This is a genomic window from Achromobacter sp. DH1f (assembly GCF_000633435.1).
Taxonomy (GTDB): Bacteria; Pseudomonadota; Gammaproteobacteria; order Burkholderiales; family Burkholderiaceae_B; genus Achromobacter; species Achromobacter deleyi.
Genome location: NZ_AYMF01000008.1, coordinates 188,844 through 209,454, shown reverse-complemented (window position 1 = coordinate 209,454; position 20,611 = coordinate 188,844). Strand labels below are relative to the sequence as shown.

At 69.3% G+C, this 20,611-nt stretch carries 18 protein-coding genes; 10 read left to right on the top strand and 8 right to left on the bottom strand.

The annotated features are described in order from the left end of the window. Positions 1-25: 25 nt before the first annotated feature. From U858_RS0107395 to U858_RS0107360, 8 genes are all read left to right on the top strand, one after another. Positions 26-1,192, top strand: a complete 1,167-nt coding sequence (locus U858_RS0107395; protein ID WP_025136532.1) for an aromatic ring-hydroxylating dioxygenase subunit alpha — start codon at positions 26-28, stop codon at positions 1,190-1,192. A gap of 205 nt (positions 1,193-1,397) precedes the next feature. Then, positions 1,398-2,312, top strand: a complete 915-nt coding sequence (locus U858_RS0107390) for an AraC family transcriptional regulator (protein ID WP_025136531.1) — start codon at positions 1,398-1,400, stop codon at positions 2,310-2,312. A 180-nt stretch (positions 2,313-2,492) separates the two neighbouring features. Then, positions 2,493-3,716: a multidrug effflux MFS transporter gene (locus tag U858_RS0107385; RefSeq protein ID WP_025136530.1), complete on the top strand. Its 1,224-nt coding sequence runs from the start codon at positions 2,493-2,495 to the stop codon at positions 3,714-3,716. 116 nt (positions 3,717-3,832) lie between these two features. Continuing rightward, the gene (locus U858_RS0107380; RefSeq protein ID WP_081821566.1) at positions 3,833-6,055 is read left to right on the top strand and encodes a TonB-dependent siderophore receptor; all 2,223 of its coding nucleotides are present in this window, start codon (positions 3,833-3,835) and stop codon (positions 6,053-6,055) included. Between the two features lie 37 nt (positions 6,056-6,092). Continuing rightward, positions 6,093-7,154 (top strand): iron-siderophore ABC transporter substrate-binding protein, encoded by a 1,062-nt coding sequence (locus tag U858_RS0107375; RefSeq protein ID WP_025136528.1) that lies wholly within the window; start codon positions 6,093-6,095, stop codon positions 7,152-7,154. After that, positions 7,151-8,206 carry an iron ABC transporter permease gene (locus U858_RS0107370; protein WP_025136527.1) on the top strand — a complete coding sequence of 352 codons (1,056 nt, stop codon included), beginning with the start codon at positions 7,151-7,153 and terminating at the stop codon, positions 8,204-8,206. The genes U858_RS0107375 and U858_RS0107370 overlap by 4 nt, the downstream gene beginning before the upstream one ends. Next, positions 8,203-9,261 (top strand): iron chelate uptake ABC transporter family permease subunit, encoded by a 1,059-nt coding sequence (locus U858_RS0107365; RefSeq protein WP_025136526.1) that lies wholly within the window; start codon positions 8,203-8,205, stop codon positions 9,259-9,261. Before U858_RS0107370 ends, U858_RS0107365 begins: the two co-directional genes overlap by 4 nt. Beyond that, complete coding sequence (locus tag U858_RS0107360; protein WP_025136525.1) at positions 9,240-10,064, top strand: ABC transporter ATP-binding protein; 825 nt, start codon at positions 9,240-9,242, stop codon at positions 10,062-10,064. The genes U858_RS0107365 and U858_RS0107360 overlap by 22 nt, the downstream gene beginning before the upstream one ends. Before the next feature lie 18 nt (positions 10,065-10,082). Here U858_RS0107360 and U858_RS0107355 read toward each other — a convergent pair whose 3' ends face one another. The 4 genes from U858_RS0107355 to U858_RS0107340 all read right to left on the bottom strand — a co-directional run bounded on the left by U858_RS0107355 (position 10,083) and on the right by U858_RS0107340 (position 13,605). Next, the gene (locus tag U858_RS0107355) at positions 10,083-10,835 is read right to left on the bottom strand and encodes an amino acid ABC transporter ATP-binding protein (RefSeq protein WP_025136524.1); all 753 of its coding nucleotides are present in this window, start codon (positions 10,833-10,835) and stop codon (positions 10,083-10,085) included. Between the two features lie 25 nt (positions 10,836-10,860). Then, positions 10,861-11,514, bottom strand: a complete 654-nt coding sequence (locus U858_RS0107350) for an amino acid ABC transporter permease (RefSeq protein WP_025136523.1) — start codon at positions 11,512-11,514, stop codon at positions 10,861-10,863. A gap of 70 nt (positions 11,515-11,584) precedes the next feature. Next, a complete protein-coding gene (locus tag U858_RS0107345) occupies positions 11,585-12,379 on the bottom strand; it encodes an amino acid ABC transporter substrate-binding protein (RefSeq protein ID WP_025136522.1) in 795 nt (264 codons plus the stop codon). Positions 12,380-12,531: 152 nt separating this feature from the next. After that, positions 12,532-13,605 carry a nitronate monooxygenase family protein gene (locus tag U858_RS0107340; RefSeq protein ID WP_025136521.1) on the bottom strand — a complete coding sequence of 358 codons (1,074 nt, stop codon included), beginning with the start codon at positions 13,603-13,605 and terminating at the stop codon, positions 12,532-12,534. 197 nt (positions 13,606-13,802) lie between these two features. Here U858_RS0107340 and U858_RS0107335 point away from each other — a divergent pair, with 197 nt between their 5' ends. Further along, entirely contained in the window at positions 13,803-14,624 is an 822-nt protein-coding gene (locus U858_RS0107335; protein ID WP_025136520.1) for a TlpA disulfide reductase family protein, read from the top strand. Between the two features lie 30 nt (positions 14,625-14,654). Beyond that, complete coding sequence (locus tag U858_RS34210; protein ID WP_025136519.1) at positions 14,655-16,019, top strand: S41 family peptidase; 1,365 nt, start codon at positions 14,655-14,657, stop codon at positions 16,017-16,019. A gap of 63 nt (positions 16,020-16,082) precedes the next feature. Here U858_RS34210 and U858_RS0107325 read toward each other — a convergent pair whose 3' ends face one another. The 4 genes from U858_RS0107325 to U858_RS0107310 are packed head-to-tail and all read right to left on the bottom strand — an operon-like array spanning position 16,083 to position 20,514. Then, on the bottom strand, positions 16,083-16,397 hold the full coding sequence (locus U858_RS0107325) for a zinc ribbon domain-containing protein (protein ID WP_025136518.1): 315 nt from the start codon (positions 16,395-16,397) through the stop codon (positions 16,083-16,085). Beyond that, positions 16,394-17,545: a thiolase family protein gene (locus U858_RS0107320; protein ID WP_025136517.1), complete on the bottom strand. Its 1,152-nt coding sequence runs from the start codon at positions 17,543-17,545 to the stop codon at positions 16,394-16,396. The genes U858_RS0107325 and U858_RS0107320 overlap by 4 nt, the downstream gene beginning before the upstream one ends. Next, positions 17,542-18,855, bottom strand: coding sequence for an MFS transporter (locus U858_RS0107315; protein WP_025136516.1), 1,314 nt, complete (start codon positions 18,853-18,855; stop codon positions 17,542-17,544). The genes U858_RS0107320 and U858_RS0107315 overlap by 4 nt, the downstream gene beginning before the upstream one ends. A gap of 21 nt (positions 18,856-18,876) precedes the next feature. Continuing rightward, complete coding sequence (locus U858_RS0107310; RefSeq protein ID WP_025136515.1) at positions 18,877-20,514, bottom strand: ATP-dependent acyl-CoA ligase; 1,638 nt, start codon at positions 20,512-20,514, stop codon at positions 18,877-18,879. Between the last annotated feature and the right edge of the window lie 97 nt (positions 20,515-20,611).

The following is a 20,611-nucleotide window of genomic DNA, read 5'->3' as shown; positions in this document are numbered from 1 at the left end:
TGCGCGACGGCACAAGGAGTCGGATATGACGGACATTGGCCGCCTGGAGCACGTGCAGCAGGCGTTGAGCCCGCTGCACGTTCGGGCCTATTTCGACGAAGCCCTGTTCGCCCGCGAACAGGAAATGATATTCAAGCAGTCGGCCCTGTACGTGGGCCACGAGAAAGGCGTGCCCGAGCCGGGCGACTGGCGCCGCCTGCCCAACGAGGAAGGCGGCCGGGTGCTGGTGCGCAATGCGCACGGCGTGGAACTGGTGTCCAACGTGTGCCGCCACCGCCAGGCGCTGATCCTGGGCGGCGAGACGGGCGCGGTGACCGGCCCGGCCAACCCGGCGGGCAACCTGTCGGCCACCGGGGGCAACATCGTCTGCCCGCTGCACCGCTGGACCTACGACAACCAGGGGCAGATCCTGGGCGCGCCGCTGTTTCCCAGCACGCCGTGCCTGAACCTGCCGCGCTTTCCACTGAAGAACTGCCACGGCCTGCTGTTCGAAGGCCCGCGCGACCCGCAGCGCGACCTGGGCAGCCTGTTCACCCGGCCCGAGTTCGATTTTTCGGACTACGTGCTGGACCACGTCGAGGTGCACCAGTGCAACTACAACTGGAAGACCTTCATCGAGGTGTACCTGGAGGACTACCACGTGGGTCCGTTCCACCCCGGCCTGGGGCGCTTCGTGACCTGCGATGACCTCAGCTGGGAATTCGGCCAGCAGTACAGCCTGCAACGCGTGGGCGTGCACGACGCGCTGGAAAAGCCGGGGTCGGACGTCTATGCCGACTGGCACGACACGCTGATGCGCTACCGCGGCGGCTCGGCGCCCGATTTCGGCGCCATCTGGGTCACCTACTTTCCCACCCACATGATCGAGCTGTACCCGCACGTGCTGGTGCTGTCGACCCTCTACCCCAAGAGCCCGCAGGAAACCATCAACATCGCCGAATTCTATTACCCGGAAGACATTGCACTGTTCGAACGCGAGTTCGTCGAAGCCCAGCGCGCCGCCTACATGGAAACCGCCATCGAGGACGACGAGATCGGCGAACGCATGGACGCCGGCCGGCTGGCGCTGCTACGCCGCGGCGTGTCGGAAAGCGGACCGTACCAGTCGCCGATGGAAGACGGCATGCAGCACTTTCACGAGTGGTACCGCGACATCATGGGGGATCAGCTGGGCGACTGCGCGGCGCCTTGAACTTGGACAGGGAAAGAGGCGACGCCCCGTAAAACGGTGGCGGAACGGGGTGGGAAATTGCCGGCAACAATGCGAATATATGTTATTCTCATTTGCACATTTGGCGGTGGTTTCCGCACCGCCAAGGGCTCATCCCGTAACGCGAGTGACGATCTTGAACCCATCTGCCTCCCCCGCCCAATTCACCGTCGCCGACTTCAACCGCATGGGCGACCAGAGCGGTTTCCGCTACCGGTTGCCGCAGCTGGACCGTGCGGTGCGCGGCGACCCCGACCACCTCTGCATTGCCGAGGGCCGCGTCGAGAAGTGCGCCATCCGCCCGGGTCTGACCCTGGTGCTGTCCGACGTGCGCGTGCACCAGCACTACGAAGCCACGTCGATGATGTCGCCGCGGTTTTCGGCCATCGTCATGCTGCAGGGCCACGCCCGCACCCGCATCGATCACCACGACGAAGTTCGCCTGGCCGCGCATGGCGGCGTCAGCGCGCTGTATGGCGATACCGTCGCCATGACCGGCATCCACGAAGCTGGCCAGCGCCTGCGCAGCGTCAATCTGTCGCTGTCGGACCCCGACGGCGCGGGCGATGACCAGACCAGCGAAATGATCTGGAAGGCGCTGCGCTCGCCCGCCCTGCGGCTGCGCCGCTGGCAGGTGCAGGGCCACCTGCTGCAGGCCATCGAACACCTGCTGGACTGCGCCTGGGACGGGCCGCTGCAGAACATGCTGCGCGAAGGCGTGGCGACGCAGCTGCTGGCCCATGCCCTGGCGTCGCTGGAACCCGGCGCGGCTGCTGAGAGCGCCGTGTCCGAACGCGACCGCCTGTTGCTGGAGCGGGTGCGGGAACGCCTGCACAACGCGCCTGGCGAAGAACACACGCTGGACGACCTGGCGCGGCTGGCCTGCATGAGCCCCAGCACCTTGCGCGCCAAGTTCCAGGCCACCTACCAGCGGTCGGTGTTCAACTGGCTGCGCGAACGCCGGCTGGAAGTGGCGCGCGAACAATTGGCCCAGGGCTGCAGCGTGCAGCAGGCGGCGCATTTCGTGGGCTACCGCCACGCCACCAACTTCGCCACGGCGTTCCGCGAACGCTACGGCATTGCGCCCAGCGAGCTGAACTGAGCGGCCCGGCCGTGGGCGGGTCGGTCAGCGGGTCTGGCGGCAGACAAGTCACCCGGCCCGGTGGCGCCTTACGGCGCTGCCCATTGCTCTTGCGGCGTTGCCCATTCATTGCCGGACGCCGGGCAGGCGACCATGCGGCAGAGCTTCCCATTCCGGGAGGCCCCCGCCATGGATGCCGTCGTGCCGCGCCCCGAATCCCCGCCGTCTTTTCCCGTCATGGTGCTGATGCTGGGCCTCTTGGCCTGCGTCGCGCCCGCCACCATCGACGCCTACCTGCCCGCCTTCGGGGCGCTGGGCCGGGAATTCTCCGTGTCCCAGGAAACCGTGCAGCTGACGCTGGGGGTCTACATGGCCTGCTATGCGTCCATGCTGCTGCTGCACGGCACGCTGTCCGATTCCCTGGGCCGGCGGCGCATCGTGCTGACGGCGCTGGGGGTGTACATCTGCGGCGCGCTGATGGCGGCGCTGGCGCCCAGCTTCGGCTGGCTGCTGGCCGGGCGCGCCGTGCAGGGGCTGTCGGCCGGTGCCGGCATCGTGGTGGGCCAGGCCATCATCCGCGACTGTTACGACGGGGTGCCGGCGCGCCGGGCAATGTCGTACCTGATCCTGGTGTTCAACCTGTCGCCCGCGCTGGCGCCCATCATCGGCGGCTACCTGGCGGCGCACCAGGGCTGGCGGTCGATCTTCCTGCTGCTGACGGCGCTGGCGGGCGCGGCCTGGCTGCTGTGCGCGCGGCGCCTGCCCGAAACGCTGCCGCCCGCGCAGCGCCAGCCGCTGGCCTGGCGCACGCTGGGCGCCAACTACGCCCGGGTGCTGGGCGAGCGGCGCTATATGTCGCTGGGCCTGGCCTTCAGCCTGCTGTTCGCGGCCCAGGGCTTTCTGATCGGCGCGGCGCCCGACTTCATCGCCAACGTGCTGGGGCTGCCGGAAACGGATTTCGCCTACCTGTTCGTGCCCCTGGTGGTGGGCGCCATGGCCGGCGCCCTGTTCGCAGCGCGCAAGGCCGGCAAGTGGCCCGATTCGCGCATCACGCTGCTGGCCTACCTGCTGATGGGCGGCAGCTGCCTGGCCAACGTGCTGTACGTGGCCGCCGTGGACACGCCGCGCCTGCCCTGGGCGGTGCTGCTGCCGGGCGTATTCACCTGCGGGCTGGCGATGTCGGTGCCGGCGATGACCCTGCGCATCCTGGCGCGGGTGCCCGACCTGTCCGGCACGGCGGCGTCGGTGCTGGGCTTTCTGCAGATGCTGACCTTTTCGGTGGTCAGCGGCTGGTGCGTGCCGCTGGTCTATGGCCAGCCGTTGCGGCTGGCGGTGGCGATGCTGGCCTGCGTGGCGGCCAGCGCGGCGGGCTGGGCCTGGCTGCATCGATGCGACATGGCGCTGACCAAAGCGCAGGCGGGATAGGCCGGCGGCGTTTGCCATATGCATCGCATCGTCCGGCATACAAAAGCGGAGCGGTAAAAATCAATAATTCTCATTACCAAACATTTCCGCTGGAGCTCGCCCTCATGCCGTCCGTTCTGCCCTCGCCCGCCGCCCGTTTGCGCCGGGTGCGTCCTCTTGTCTACGCGATCCAGACGGCTTTGTTCTGCTCCGCCCTGACCCATCAACAAGCCAGCGCCCAAAGCGCGGGCGCACCGGCTTCGTCGTCTTCCGAATCGTCATCCGGCGTGGCCCAGCTGCCCGCCGTGACCGTCAGCGGCGCCGGCATTGCCGGCACCACCGAAGGCACGCATGCCTATAACACCGACGCGATGAACACGGCCACCGGCCTGACCCTGTCGCCCCGCGAAACCCCGCAATCGGTCAGCGTGGTGACGCGCCAGCAGATCGAAGACCAGGGCTTGCAGGATACCGGCTCGATCCTGGCCAGCGCGCCCGGCATCTCAGTCACGCGCAGCGACAGCAACCGGCTGTCGTTCTCGTCGCGCGGCTTCTCGATCGACAATTTCCAGTTCGACGGACTGAATACGCCCATCCTGAGCCAGTGGAACTACGGCGCGACCGACATGGACGCGGCCATCTACGACCGGGTCGAGATCGTGCGCGGCGCTACCGGCCTGATGACCGGCTCGGGCAACCCGTCGGCCGCGGTGAACTTCATCCGCAAGAAGCCGCTGCACGAATTCGCGCTGTCAGGCAGCGCCAGCGCGGGCAGCTGGGACAACATCCGCGGCGACCTGGACCTGTCGTTGCCCATTACCGAGAACGGCCGCATCCGCTCGCGCTTCGTGGCCGCCTACAGCCAGGGCGACAGCTACGTGAGCTTCCTGGATTCGCGCAAGCGCACCTTCTACGGCGTGGTCAGCGCCGACCTGACGCCCGACACCGTGCTGACGGCCGGCGTGGAATACCAGCGCAACCTCAGCAACGGCTTCGGCAGCGGCTTTCCGCTGTTCTACAGCGACGGCTCGCGCACCGATTTCAACCGCTCGGCGTCCAACAACACGCCGTGGGCCCGCATCGATACCGAAACCACGACCACCTTCGTGGACCTGACGCACCGCTTCGCCAACGACTGGAAGGTGCGCGCCGCCTACAGCCACAACGAGGGCGAATACCGCATGAAGCAGCTGTACCGCGGCGGCTACCCCAACCGCGTGACCGGCGCCGGCATGACCAGTTCGTTCAACAACTACGACGGCGACCGCTCGCGCGACGACATCCACCTGACGGTGTCGGGCCCGTTCCAGCTGCTGGGTCGCAAGCACGAGCTGGCGCTGGGCTGGATGAGCGTGAACGACCACAGCAACATCGGCCAGTACCTGATGACGGGCGCCAAGCCGGCCATCGGCAGCTACTTCGACTGGCGCCTGGACCATATCGCCGAGCCGACCTGGTCCAGCACCAAGACGGCGGCCGACGACATGCGGGTCAAGCAGACCGGCGCCTACGCGGTGGGTCGCTTTTCGCTGGCCGATCCGCTGCACCTGATCGTGGGCGGGCGCTGGAGCAACTGGGAAACCAACCAGACCTACTTCGGCAGCAAGCGCGAATACAAGATCAACGACCAGTTCACGCCCTACGCCGGCCTGATCTACGACATCAACAGCACCTACACGGCCTACGCCAGCTATACCGAGATCTTCCAGCCGCAGAACGCGCGCACGCCCAGCGGTTCGATCCTGCCGCCCATCGACGGCAAGAGCTATGAAATCGGCCTCAAGGCCGCCTATCTGGACGGCCTGTTGAACGCCGCAGTGTCGCTGTACCAGACCCGCCAGAACAATCTGGCCCAGGCCATCCCCGGCGAATCCGTGATCGGCATGCCGGGCACGCAGGCGTACCGCGCGGTCAGCGGGGCCAAGGTCGAAGGCTTCGAACTGGAAACCAACGGCCAGCTCGCGGCCGGCTGGAACATCGGCGCCAGTTACACCCACTTCACCGCCAAGGACGCCGACGGCAAGCCGATCAACACCAGCCATCCGCGCAGCCTGTTCAAGCTGTACACGACCTACCGGTTGCCGGGCGACCTGCACCGCCTGACGGTGGGCGGCGGCATCGACTGGCAAAGCCGCATGTTCCAGTCCGCGGCCAGCCCGCGCGGCAATGTGGACGTCGAACAAGGCAGCTACGCGCTGGTCAACCTGATGACGCGCTTCGATTTTTCCAAGCAGGTATCGGCCACGCTGAACCTGAACAACGTCTTCGACAAGAAGTACTACGACCAGATCGGCTTCTTCAGCCAGGGCTGGTACGGGGCGCCCCGCAACGTCATGCTGACGGTGCGCGCGCAGTATTGATGCGAGAGACAGATACGCCAAGGAGCACAGCGGCACGATGCGTTTGAATCTGGTGAATACGGCGCCATGGCGCCGGGGCGCCGCGGCTCTTGCCGCGGCGTTGGTGCTGGGGCTTGCGGGGTGCGATCGGGCGCCGCCCGCGGGATCGGTTTCGTCCGAGGCCCGCACAACCGGCTTTCCCGTCACGATCGACAGCGCCCTGGGCCAGGCCGTGATTGCCGCGCCGCCGCGACGCGTGGTGACGCTGGGGTTGGGCGCCGACGACCTGGCGCTGGCGCTGGGCGTGGTGCCGGTCGGCACCAGCCGGGCCGACTGGGGCGGCGATGCCGACCATTACTGGCCCTGGGTGCGCGCGGCCATCCAGGCCCAAGGGCAACCGCTGCCCGAACGCATCACGGTCTATCCCGAGCTGGATATCGAAAAGATCATCGCCCTGCGGCCCGACGTGGTGCTGGCGCCGTTTTCGGGCGTGAGCCGCGAGGCCTATGCGCAGTTGTCGCGGCTGGTGCCGGTGGTGGCCTACCCCGACCAGCCTTTCCTGACGCCGGTGGACACGCAGATCGACCTGATCGCCACCGCGCTGGGCAAACGCGCCGAAGCGGATGCGCTCAAGGCCCGCATCCACGACGCCCTGGCGCAGGCGGCCCGCCAGTATCCCGAGCTGGCGGGCAAGACCTTTGCCTACGTGCGCGCCGACCTGGGTTCGGGCAATTTCGCCGCCTACGTGGCCGGCGACCCGCGCGTGGACACGCTGAGCGCGATGGGGCTGACGCTGGCACCCTCGGTGCGCACCCTGCGCGCCAGCGCGGGCCACTTTGCGCATTACCTGGGGTTCGAGCACGCCGATGCGCTCGGCGACGCCGACATCCTGGTGTCGTGGTTCTACACGCCTGAAGAACGCGACCGCACCGCCGCCTTGCCGCTGTATGCCTCGATTCCCGCCGTGCGCCGCGGCGCCTATGTGGCGTTGAGCGATCCGGCATTGGTGATGGCGTCGTCATCCGGCACGCCGCTGGCGGTGGCCTGGATGCTGGACCGGCTGGCGCCGCAGTTGGCGCAGGCGGCGCAGCACGCGCAGGCCGGCCGGGCCGGCCAATGACGCGCGGCCCGCACCTGCCGGCATCGGCGGCGCCGCGGTCCGCCCCACCGGCATCGCCACGGCCGGCGTCGCGCCTGCGCGCGCCGGTGCTGCTGGCCGCCTGTATCGGGCTGGCCGCGGCCGCGCTGGCCAGCCTGTGGCTGGGCTCGCGCGGGCTGTCGGCCGGCGCCGTCTGGCAGGCCCTGGTGCGGCCCGACGACAGCTATGCCGCGCTGGTGGTGGCCTCGCGCATTCCCCGCACCCTGCTGGCCTTGCTGACCGGCGCGGCGCTGGCCGTGGCCGGCGCGCTGATCCAGGCACTGACCCGCAACCCGCTGGCCGAGCCGGGCCTGCTGGGCGTGAACGCGGGCGCGGCGGCCTCGATCGTGACGGTGGCCTTGATGGCGGGCGGCCTGCCCGCCCACCCTTTCTGGGCCGCCCTGCCCGGCGCACTGGCCGCTGCGGGCGCGGTGTATCTGATCGGCGCCGGCGGGCGCGGCCTGCAACCGGTACGGCTGATCCTGGCCGGGGCTGCCGTCAATGCCGTGCTGTTCGCCTATGTGCAGGCCGTGGCGCTGCTGCGCAGCGACATCTTCGATGCCTACCGTTTCTGGGCGGTGGGGTCGCTGGCCGGCCAAAGCCTGGACGCCGCCCTGCGCGCCGCGCCCTATATCGGCGCCGGCCTGCTGCTGGCCGCCGCCTTGGCGCGGCCGCTCAATCTGCTGGCCCTGGGCCAGGCGCTGGCGCAGGCGTTGGGCTTGCGCGCCGGACTGTATCGCCTGCTGGGACTCTTGTGCGTGGCCATCCTGGCCGCCGCGGCCACGGCCGCGGCCGGCCCGATTGCCTTCGTCGGCCTGGCCGTGCCGCACATTGCACGCCGCTACGCCGGCCCGGACCTGCGCTGGCTGCTGGCCTATTGCGTGGTGCTGGGGCCGCTGCTGATGCTGGTGGCGGACATCCTGGCGCGGCTGCTGCGCGCCCCGGCGGAACTGTTGACGGGCGTGGTCGTGGCCTTCATCGGCGCGCCCTTCCTGCTGGCCGCGCTGCGCAGCCGTGGCCGGAGCCTGGCATGACACGGCATCCCCCGGCCCCGGTTCGTCCGCCTGCGCCCATGCTGCGCGCCGGGTCCTGGCTGGCCTGGCCGCTGACACCGCGCGCGCTGGTCTATGGCGCAATCTTGCTGGTCATGGCGGCCGCCCTGCTCGCCGCCACCCTGCGCACGGGCGACCCCGGCCTGCCTTGGGCCACCCTGTGGCAGGCGCTGCTGGGCGGCGGCAGCGCGGTGGAGCAATGGCTGGTGCATACCGTGCGCTTGCCGCGCGCCTTGTCGGCGTTGGGGGCCGGGGCCGCGCTGGGCCTGTCGGGCGCGCTGTTCCAAAGCCTCACCCGCAATCCGCTGGGCAGCCCCGACGTCATCGGGCTGACCGCGGGCGCCTCTGCGGGCGCGGTGGCCGTGGCCATGGTGTGGCCCGGCCTGATGCCGGTGGCCTGGGGCGCCGCGACCGGCGCGCTGCTGGCCACCGCCGGCGTCTGGTTCGGGTCGGGCGCGGGCTTTGCCGCGCCGCAGCGCATGGTCATCGCCGGCATCGCGGTGGGCGCGGTCGCCTTTGCGTTCGTGCAATACGGGCTATCGAACCTGCGACGCGAACAGGCCTATATGGCGGCCACCTGGTTGAACGGCAACCTGGCGGGCAAGACCTGGCACGACGTGGCGCTGATCAGCGTGGCCTGCGCCGTGTTGCTGCCGCTGGGCCTGGCCCTGTGCGCCCGGCTGCGCCTGCTGGAGATGGGCGATGACCTGGCGCAGGCGCTGGGTGCATCGCCTGCACGCAGCCGCCTGGCCGCGACGCTGGTGGCCGTGCTGGCCGCCGCGGCCGCGGTGACGGTGGCCGGCCCCATCGCGTTCATCGCCCTGGCCGCGCCGCAGATCGCGCGCCGCTGTGTACGCGCCAGCGGCCCGCAGCCGCTGTTGGCCGCCCTGACGGGCGCGGTGCTGCTGGCCGCGGCTGACCTTCTGACCCGCGCCGCCGGCCCCAACGGCCTGCCCGTGGGCGTCCTGACCGCCGGCATCGGCGGCGTTTATCTGGCTTTCCTGCTGGTGCTTGAATGGCGCAAGGCTTCGACGTGAACGACACTTTCCCCGGCGCCTCCGCGCTGCAACTGCAGAATGTGGATCTGGCGTATGGCGATACCGCCGTGCTGCAAGGCCTGTCGCTGGCCGTCGAACCCGGCGCGTTCACGGCGGTGGTGGGACCCAACGGCTGCGGCAAGTCCACCTTGCTGCGGGTGCTGGGCGGCGCACTGGCGCCCACCCGGGGCCAGGCGTGGCTGGACGGCGCCAACCTGGCCACGCTGCGCCGCAAGGCGGTGGCCCGGCGCCTGGCCTATCTGCCGCAGAACCCGGTGGCCCCCGAAATGATCAGCGTGCGCGACCTGGTGGCGCGCGGCCGCTATCCGCACCAGACCTTGCTGCGGCAGTGGTCGCCGACCGATGCCCGCGCCGTGGATGCCGCGCTGGCCGATACCGACCTGACGGACCTGGCCGACCATCCCGTGCACACCCTGTCGGGCGGCCAGCGCCAACGCGCCTGGCTGGCGCTGGTGCTGGCGCAGGATGCGGGCATCATGCTGCTGGACGAACCCACCACGTTTCTGGACATCCGCCACCAGATCGACCTGCTGGAATTGTGTGCGCGCCTGCACCAGGCCGGCCGCACCCTGGTGGTGGTGCTGCACGACCTGAACCTGGCGTTCCGCTATGCCGATCGGGTGGTGATGATGCGGTCCGGCCGCATCGCCGCGCAGGGCGAGGTGCGGCAGGTGGTGACCGAAGCCGCGATGCAACAGGTGTTTGACCTGGATTGCCGGGTGCTGCCCGATCCGGAAACCGGCAGCCCGATGATCGTGCCCCGACGCGGCGGCCGAGGCTGACCGCCGCGCCCCGTCACCCTACAGCATGTGCGCCAGGAATTCCCGGCTGCGCGGATGCTGCGGCGCGCGGAAGAATTCCGCCGACGGCGCTTCTTCGACGATGCGGCCTTCGTCCATGAAGATCACGCGGTGCGCGACTTCGCGGGCGAACCCCATTTCGTGCGTCACGACCAGCATGGTCATGTGTTCGTCGGCCAGCTGGCGCATGGTGCGCAGCACTTCGCCCGTCAGTTCGGGGTCCAGCGCCGACGTCGGTTCGTCGAACAGCATGATGTCCGGCTCCATCGCCAGCGCGCGGGCAATCGCCACGCGCTGCTTCTGGCCGCCGGACAGGCGCGTGGGATAGTTGTCGCGCTTGTTCGACAGGCCGACCTTGCGCAGCAGCTCCTCGGCCTTGGGCACGATGGCCGCGCGCGGCATGCCTTTGACGATCATGGGCGCTTCGATGATGTTCTGCAGCACGGTCATGTGCGGGAACAGGTTGAACGACTGGAACACCATGCCCATCTTGCGGCAGATGCGGCGCACGTCGGCGTCGCTGGCGTACTGGCTGCGCCCGCCGGGCACGGCGCTGGCCAGGGCCTCGCCTTCGACGTCGATGGCGCCTTCGTCGATGGTTTCCAGGTGGTTCAGGCAGCGCAGGAAGGTGCTCTTGCCCGAGCCCGACGGCCCGATCACGGCCACCACTTCGCCCTTGCCCAATTCCAGCGACACCTGGTCCAGCACGCGGTTGGCGCCGAACGATTTGACGATGCCGCGGGCCGAGATCATGGCGCGGCGCTCGCCCGCGGACGGATTACTGGTCGTATTTGGCATAGCGCTTTTCCATATGCTGGAAGAACCACGTCAACACCAGCGTCATGATGAGATAGAAGGCGGCCGCCACCAGGAACGGCGTGGTCGTGAAGTCGCGCTGCACGATGCCGCGCGCGGTGCGCAGGATGTCGTTGAGCGCCAGCACGTAGATCAGGGACGTGTCCTTGACCAGGGTGATGGTTTCGTTGCTCATGGGCGGCAGCACCCGCTGCACCATCTGCGGCAGCACGATGCGGCGCAACGTCTGCAGATAGGTCATGCCCAGCACCTTGCTGCCTTCGTACTGGCCCCGGTCCACCGACTGGATGCCGGCGCGGAAGATCTCGGCGAAGTACGCGGCGTAGTTCAGCGCAAACGCCACGACAGCCGCCGGGAAATCGGGCAGGCGCACGCCCACCACCGGCACGAACGGCAAGGCGAAATAGATGAACAGCATCTGCAGCATCAGCGGCGTGCCGCGCATGAGCCAGATGTAGCCATTGACCAGCCGGCTGACCAGCGTCCATTTCGAGATGCGCAGCAGCGCCAGCACCAGGCCCAGCGGAACCGCCAGCGCCAGGGTGATGAAGAACAGCGTCAAGGTCACCTTGGCGCCTTGCGCCAGGGGGCCCAGAAGGGAAATTACATAGTCCATGCGGGAAGGTTCGCGCCGTAGAACTGCAAAACGCCCGGACCGCGGCGCGGCCCGGGCGTTTCAAGGGGGATTACTTGATGATGTTGGCGCCGAACCACTGGGTGGCGATGCGGCCGGCGGTGCCGTCCTGCTTCATCGAATCCAGCGTCTTGTCCAGCTTGGCCAGCAGGTCGGTGTCGTCCTTGCGCACGCCGACGCCGTAGTCTTCGGTGCCGAAGTTCTCGTCCAGCACGCGGTATTCGCCTGCGCGCTTGCTGATCAGGTAGCGGCCCACCACTTCGTCGACCACGATGGCATCCAGGCGGCCGGCGGCCAGGTCCATCAGGGCCGTGACGTTGTCGCCGAACTTCTTGACTTCCTTGATGCTGCCGGCGACCGGGTCCTTGGCGATGGCGTCGGTGGCGCTGCTGCCATCCTGCGCGCCGACGACCTTGCCGGCCAGGTCGGCCTTGACCTTCACGGGCGAGGCATTGCCGACGATGATGATCTGGTGGTTGGCCATGTACGGCGCGGTGAAGCTGATGTTCTTCTTGCGTTCTTCGGTGATGGTCAGGCCGTTCCAGAGCACGTCGACGCGCTTGCCGTTCAGTTCGGCTTCCTTGGCGCTCCAGTCGATGGGCTTGAATTCGACTTCCATGCCCAGGCGCTTGCTGGCTTCTTTGGCCATGTCGATGTCAAAGCCGACGATCTGGTTGCTGGCGTCACGGAAACCCATGGGCGGGAAGTTGTCGTCCAGGCCGACCACGACCTTGCGGGCGGCAGCCGGGGCCTGCGCGCCAGCGGTGGCGGGCGCGTTGTCGGACGGGCCGCAGGCGGTCAGCATCGTGGTAGCGGACACGAGAAGAACAGCAGTCAGTTTTTTCATATTTATGGGCGCGCGAGGCGCAGGGATAAAGAATGCCGGGAGGCTCGCCGTCCGGATCGACAGAAGCCGCGAGCCGGTATTTTAGCGTTCCTGGAAATATGTGTTTCAGGCAAGCGGCATATCGGCACCGCAGGGGCCGTCGGCGGCCAGGCTCAGCCCGCCCTGGCCGCCATCCCGGCCCGCAGGCCCGCCGCGCAGTCCAGCGCGTCGTCCCACAGTTGGCGAGTCAACGCTTCGGCGTCGGTTTCGCGTGCCAGCGCAGCAGCTTCGCCCGACCACAGCAGCGAAAAGTCGCCGCTGCCGGTCTTTTCGACGGCTGCGCGCAACGGGTCGACCGCGCCGGTGGCCAGCGGAAAAGCCGGAGCTACGGCGCTCATCGGCCCTTGTTCGAGCATGAAGCGGGTCAGCAGGCCGCGTGCCGGGCGGCCGGTGTACAGATTGGTCAAACGCGTGGTGTCGTCGCGCGCCTGGCGCACCGCCTGGCGGTGGATCGCCGAGCGTTCCGCCTGCGGCGTCAGCAGATACGCGGTACCCAGTTGCGCGGCGGCGGCGCCCAACGCGAAGGCCGCGGCAATGCCGCGTCCGTCAGCGATACCGCCGGCTGCAATCACGGGTACGCCCACCGCATCCACCACCTGCGGCAGCAAGGCATACAGGCCGGGCTGCGCGCCGATGTCATCGGTCAGGAACATGCCGCGATGGCCGCCGGCCTCGACCCCTTGGGCGATGATGGCGTCCACCCCGCGGGCGTCCAGCCAGCGCGCCTCCTCGACCGTGGTGGCGGACGACAGCACCAGGGCGCCCGTGCGGCGCACACGTTCCAGCAGGACCTCGTCCGGCAGCCCGAAATGGAAGCTGACCACCGCGGGGCGCAGGTCTTCGACGACCTGGCACATGGCGTCGTCGAACGGCGCGCGGCCCGGGCCGCTGCCCGCGGCGGACAGGTCCAGCCCGGCTTCGCGGTAGTACGGCGCCAGCGTGTCGCGCCAGCGCGCCTGGGCGGCCTCGTCCGGCTGCGGCGGCGTGTGGCTGAAGAAATTCAGGTTGAACGGCGCGTCGGTCTCGGCGCGAATGGCGGCGATCTGCTCGCGCAGCGCATCCGCACTGAGCGCGGCGCAGGCCAACGACCCCAGCGCGCCCGCGCGGCAGGCCGCGACGGTCAAGGGGCTGAACGAACCGACCATCGGGGCTTGGATCAGGGGTAACAACGAGGGCAGCGATTTCATGGGCGTGGCGACCAGAAAAAAGGGACACTCAAGCATATCGCAAGGGATGGCGGCCCGACCGCTACGCCCCGCTCGCGTACAAGGGCTTTGCGGCATGACCTTTTGCCCCCTGCCGGCCATGCTAGGCTTTGCCGCATGACACGACGCTGCTTCCTTCCGCTTTCCTGCCGCCCGGCTGCGCGCCCGGAGTGCGCCGCATGAGCCCCGCCATCCGTCTTGGCCCCCTGGTCTTTCCCACCGAGCTGGCCGTGCTGATCGTGGCCGGCGCCGTCGGCCTGCTGGCCGCGCGCCTGTTCGGCGGCAAGCGTGCACCGGACATCAGCACGGTGCTGTGGCGCGCGCTGCTGATCGGCCTGGTCGCCGCGCGTCTGGGTTTCCTGTGGCAGACCCGCGAACACATTCTGCAAGACCCGATCCAGGCGCTGGATATACGCGACGGCGGCTGGACGGGCATGGTCGGGCTGGCGGCCGCCTGCGCCTATGTGGCCTACGCGGCGCTGCGGGCGCTGGCGCCCCGGCCGGCGCTGCTGGGCGCGCTGGCCCTGGCCGCCGGCACCTGGCTGATCGGCGGGCAACTGCTGGCGCCCACCCCTCAGCCCCAGCCCGCGCTGACCGCAGTGGCCTTGCAGGACCTGAACGGCAAGCCCGCCGCCCTGGCTGCCTTCCAGGGCAAGCCTACCGTGGTCAATCTGTGGGCCAGTTGGTGCCCGCCATGCCGCCGCGAGATGCCGGCCTTCGAACGCGCCCAGGCCGCCAACCCCGACATTCACTTCGTCTTCCTGAACCAGGGCGAAACGCCCGACGCGGTGCGACAATACCTGGATCAGCATGCGCCGTCACTGACCAACGCTTTGCTGGACCCGGCTGGCGAGGCCTCGCGCACCATGAGCAATCGCGGCCTGCCCGCCACGCTCTTCCTGGATGCCGACGGCCGGTTGATGGATGTGCGGGTCGGTGAACTGTCCAGCGCCACGCTGGCACAGCGGCTGGACGCCATTCGCCCGGCCGTGGCCCCCTGATTCTGGACGCCTGGGCACCTGGGAACCACCATGCGACGAACTGCGATTGCCTTCTTTGCCGTCAGCCTGGCCGCGTTGGCGGCGCCCGCCAGCGCCCAGCCGCGCGAGCAGGTCGAAAGCACGCTGACGGCAGCCTTGACCCAGTTGATGAATCAGTACGTGGACCCGGTGGATACGCGCGCGCTGGCGCTGCACGGCCTGCGCGCGCTGCAAGCCCTGCCCGGCCAGGCCGGCGCATCGCGCCCGTCGGCCATCGACCAGGCCGTCGCCGCCGAAGGCCAAGCCACCGACATCCCGGCGCAAAGCCACATCCTGGCCAATGAGATTCTGCGTTTCCCTGATGGCGCACCACGCGAAGCCGCGTTGAACGCCGCCTTGCGCGGCATGATGGCCAGCCTGGACGCCTACAGCCGGGTCGCGACGCCGGCCGAGATGGCGCCGCCGCCCGCGTCCGTCGGCCTGGAACTGTCGATCCAGAACGGCGCCTTGACCGTGGTGCGGCCCCTGCCCGGCGGGCCTGGCGAACGTGCCGGCCTGCGCCAAGGCGACGTCGTGACCGACATCGACGGCCGCCCCACGGCTGGCCTGCCGCTGCCCGAAGCGGTGGCCTTGCTGCGCGGCGCGACGGGCACCCGCCCGACATTGCGCATCCAGCGGCCAGGGGCCGCGCAAGCCCTCACCGTGCAGCCCGTGCGTGGCCCGGTGCAGGCGCCGCCCTCGGTGCGTTGGGACATGAACGGCACGGTGGCCATCGTCACGCTGGCGGCCTTTGACAGCAAGACGGACAGCCAACTGCGGGCCGCGCTGGACGCCGCGGCCGCACGCGCCGGCTCGCGGCTGGGCGGGCTGGTGCTGGACCTGCGCGGCAATGCCGGCGGGCTGCTTGACGTGGCCGAACAAGTGGCCGGCGTGATGCTGCGCAAAGGTTCGCGGATCGGCAACCTGTACGGCCGCACGCCCGCCGATTCACGTGCGCTGGTGGCGCGCGACAGCCTGTTGCCGCATGACGTGCCGGTGGTGGTGATCGTCGACCGCCGCACTGGAGCAGGCGCCGAGATCGTGGCCGCGGCATTGCAGGACCACGGCCGCGCATTGGTGATCGGCGAAAAGACCGCCGGCGCGGGGACCATACAGACCGTGCTGCCGCTGCCCGCGAACGAGGGCGCGCTGGTGGTGACCAGTGCGCGCGTGCATCGGGCCAACGGCGCGCGGCTGGAGGGCGCGGGCGTGACGCCGCAATTGTTGATAGACGCCGCCACGGGAAAGATGTCCTTGCGCGCCGACGTCGCGGCCGATTTCAATGCCGACATGGCTGAACGCCTGCGCGCGGCGCTGGCATCGGCGCCCGCGAACAGCGACCCTGCCCTGCTCGCCGCGTTGACGGCGTTGAAGTAGGCGGCCGGGCGTCGGCCCGCGCCAGGCGCGGATTCAGACGCCGCCGCGGGCCGCGCCAGACGGCTATCCGGAAACCGGCTCGGCCCACGGCAGGGCCACGCCTTGCTTGACCTTTGTCTTGAGCCGCAGGCGTTGTCCAATGTGCCCCGCCTGGGCATCCAGCCGCACGACCAGCACCGGCCCCAGCGGCAAAGCCTGGACGGTGGCGATGACGCGGTCGCCTTCGTCCCCAGCCTCCGGCACGCGGGTCCAGGCCAGCAGCTCGGCCTCGTCCACCGCCACCTCGTTGGCCTGGTCGTGCCCGCAGGCCGGGCACCAAAGCCGGGCCGGATACACGCGGTGCGCGCATTGCGCGCACGCCATCACTTTGACACTCATGCGTCCTCCCTGGCCAGCACGGCGGCGTTGGCGCACATGCCATAACGCAGTTGCACCATGCCATAGCCGGTGGCCACGCCATGGCGCGCGCCAGCCACCTGCCGCGCGCCGGCCCGGCCGAGCAGTTGCCGTGTCACTTCCACCAAGCCGTGCATGCCGCCCGCCGTGCCCGCCTGCCCCGCCGACAGTTGCCCGCCCGCCGTGTTGACCGGCAGCGCGCGGGTGGCAATGCAGCGCGCGATGAAGCCCGGCAAGTCGCCGGCCGGCGCCAGGCCCAGGTCACACAACTGCGCCACGGCCATCGCCGGGTAATCGTCGTACACGCCCACCACATCCATGTCGCCTGGCCCCAAGCCCGCGTCAGCCCACAGCGCGGGCGCGAATTTGGCGATGCCGGTGACCAGGCCATCGCCTTCCTGCTGGTCGCCGTTGTAGCGCGCCCCGCTGGCCCGCAGCGTGACATGCACGCCGTTGGGCTGCGCCTGCAACACCAGCGCGCAGGCGCCGCTGACGACCGGCACGCAGTCCATCCGCCCCAGCGGCGCGGCCACCATCGGCGCGTCCAGGTATTGCGCCAGCGTCAATGGCTGGCGGTAGGCGGCGTTGGGATTGTCGGCCGCCCACGCACGTTGCGCCACGCACAGCGCGCCGTAGTCTTCGCGCCGCAAACCGGTCTGCGCCATCTGCCGCTGCGTCAGCATGGCGAACAGCGGATTCGGGCCAGCGCTGCCCAAGGGGCTCAGGTAGTCTTGCGCGCTGCGGTTGTAGCCGCGCACCAGCGCCGCGAAATCGGCGCCGGTGAAATGGTCGCCCGCCGCCAGGACAATGGTGCGCGCCTGCCCCGCCTGCAAGGCCAGCCAGGCGTGGCGCAGCATATTGATGGCGCTGGCGCCGCCCATTTCGTCCTGCATGCACCAGCCCAGCGTCAGCCCCAGCCGCCAGGCCAGGTCGATAGCACGGTCGGGCCGCAAGGTGAACGAGGCCACGCCCAGGCCGTCGACGTCCGCCGGCCGCAGCCCGGCGTCGTCCAGCGCCAGGCGCACGGCCTGCGCGATCAGCCCGGCCGTGCTGCAATCCGGCCCGGGGTGGCGCAGCGCGGGGGTTTCACCCACGCCGACAATGCCGGGGCTTGCCGGCTTGCCGTTCATGCCGAATCCTCGCGCGGCGGTTCACGCGTCAGCAGCAAGGTGATGACGGTGATGACCGCCATGCCGACCAGGAACCACGCCACCGGCGTGGCCGATTCGTACTTGCGCAGCAGCGCCATGGCGATCAGCGGCGACAGGCCGCCGGCAAACACCGACGCCAGTTCGTGGCCCAGCGCCAGGCCGGTGTAGCGGACTTCGGGCGGGAACAGTTCGGCAAAATACGCCGGCTGGGTGCCGATCATGGCCGCGTGGCACACAGTGTTGCCCATGAAGAACGCCAGGAAGATCCAGACCGGTTCTTTGGTCTGCACCAGCCAGAAGAACGGAAACGCCGCCAGCGCCAGCCCGGCCGAGCCGATCAGGTAGACCGTGCGCCGCCCGATGCGGTCGGACAGGTGGCCGAACCACACCAGCGTGCCCAGCTCGATGAACATGGACGCCAAGACGCCGCCCAGCATCACATCGTTGGGAATGCCCAGAAACTTGCCGTAGGCCAGCGCGAACGCCAGGAAAATATACGAACCGCCGTTTTCCGCCACCCGCAGCCCCATCGCCGTGAACACCTGGCGCGGATAGCGGCGAAACACTTCGACGGCCGGCATGCCGCGCTTGGCGGTCTTGGTGGCCTGCACGAATTCCTCGCTTTCCGGAATGTGCTTGCGGATGTAGAGGCCCACGCCGAAGATCAGCACGCTGAGCAAGAAAGGCAGGCGCCAGCCCCAGCTCATGAAATCATCCTGCGGCAGCTGCTGGGCCAGCATGAAGACGCCCGACGACAGCACGAAGCCGCCCGCCACGCCCAGCTGGCTGAACGACGAGAAATAGCCGCGGCGCTTGCCGCCCACGGCCTCGCTGATCAGCAGCACGCCGCCGCCCCATTCGCCGCCCGCCGCCGCGCCCTGCAGGATGCGCAGCAGCACCATCGCGGCCGGCGCCCACAGGCCCACCTGTTCATAAGTGGGCAACAGCCCGATCAGGAAGGTGGCCGCGCCCATGATGCCCAGCGTCCATTCCAGCGCCAGCTTGCGGCCATAGCGGTCGCCGATATGGCCGAACACCACGCCGCCCAGCGGCCGCGCGAGGAAACCCACCGCGAAGCCTGCGAAGGCGCCCATGGTGCCCAGCAGCGGATCGGTGCCCTTGGGAAAGAACAGCTCGCCGAACACCAGCGCCGCCGCCGTGCCGTAGATGAAAAAGTCGTACCACTCCATCGCGTTGCCGGCCACGGACGCCATCACCACCTTGCGCGTGCGTTTTCTGCGGGCCTGCTCTTCGGCGCTGCGCGCCGACCCCTGGTATGCCAACGTCATGCTGTTTCCCCTTGTTGTGGTCTACCTCGTCACGCGATAGCCGGCGGCGTCGCGGTCCCACGTGTCGGCGGTGATGCCGTCGTCGCGCAGGCGGAATTTGCGGACCTTGCCGTTTTCGGTGCGCGGCAGGTCGTCCAGCACCCGCAGGTAGCGCGGCACCGCGAAGTACGGCATGCGCGGCTGGCAGAAATCCAGCAACGCCTCGGGCGCCAGCGTGCAGCCGGGCTTGTAGACCAGCGCCGCCATGACCTCGTCTTCGGCGAGTTCCGAACGCACCGCGTACACGGCCGCGACGGCCACCGACGGATGCGCCAGCAGCACTTGTTCGACCTCGTACGAAGAAATGTTCTCGCCGCGCCGCCGGATCGCGTCTTTCATGCGGTCCAGGAAGCGGAAATAGCCGTCTGCGTCACGCACCACCCGGTCACCGGTGTGGAACCACAGGTTGCGCCAGGCCTCGACTGTCTTGTCGGCCATGCCGAAGTAGCCGGTAGCGATGGCGAACGGCGGGCGCGCGCGCAGCAGCAGTTCGCCGGCCTGGCCGTCGGGCAGCGGCGCATCGTGTTCGTCGGCAACGATGGCATCGAACTCGGGCGCCACGCGGCCCATCGTGCCGGCGCGCTGCTGGGCCAGCGGGCCGCCCAGCGCGAAATTGGTTTCGGTCGAGCCGTAGCCTTCGAGCAGCGCGATGCCGGTGCGGCCGGTGAATGCGGCATGAAAACGTTCGGGCACGCCCGGCGCCAAGGCGATACGGGTGCGATGGCCGCTTTCGGCGGCCGACGCCTCGCGCGCCAGCAGCATGGGCACCATGGCGCCCAGCAGATAGGTCACGGTGGCCTGGGTGGTCGCCAGCCGCTCGAAGTACCGGCTGACCGAGAAGCGCGCATCGCAAATGATCGACGCGCCGGTCACCAGCGCCTGGAAACAGGCGTTGAGCGCATTGGTGTGGAACAGCGGCAGGCTGGTGTGCAGCACGTCGGCGGCCGTGATTTCCAGGTTGCGCGCGGCGATGACGCCCCACCAGTGGAACTGCGCGTGCGGGCAGCACACGCCCTTGGACAGGCCCGAGGTGCCCGAGGTGTACAGGATGGCCAGCATGTCGCCCGGCCCCAGGTCGGCGGCGGGCGCCAAGACATCGGGCAAAGCGGGCATGGGTTCGGCGGGCGCGGGCAAATCGGCCACGGCGACCGGCGCGGCGGGTGTTTGCGCCGCCTCGCCAGCGGCAGCCAATGCCGCATCGTCCAGCAGCCAGATGCGGCGCAGCGCCAGGGCGTCGGCGTGCTGCCCTGCCCCGTCCATGGCCGCCAAGCCCGCCAGCGCGGGACAGGACGCGGCATCCGCCACCAGCAGCACGCAGCCGCTGTTGGCCAGGATGTGCCGCAGCTGCATGCCGCGCGACGCGGTATTGATGGGCACCACCACCGCGCCCAGCCAGCCGCAGCCCAGCACCACCGACAGGAATTCGATGCGGTTGCCCGCCATGAGGCCGACGCGGTCGCCGCGCGCCACGCCGGCCGATGCCAATAGCGCCGCCCAGCGGGCCGCCACGGCCGGCGCGTGGCCATAGCGCAACGCGCCACCCGGCGCCTGGACCCACAGCCGGTCGCCCTGGCGGGCGGCCTGGTCGCGTAGCAGCGACGGCAATGTCAATGCGTGCATGAAGCGTGCTTCCCCTTGTCGAAAGCGGCCGCGGGTCCGTTGCCCCGGCTCGTGAAAATTAGTCTAGGAATCAACTATTTATGTGTCAAATTTATGG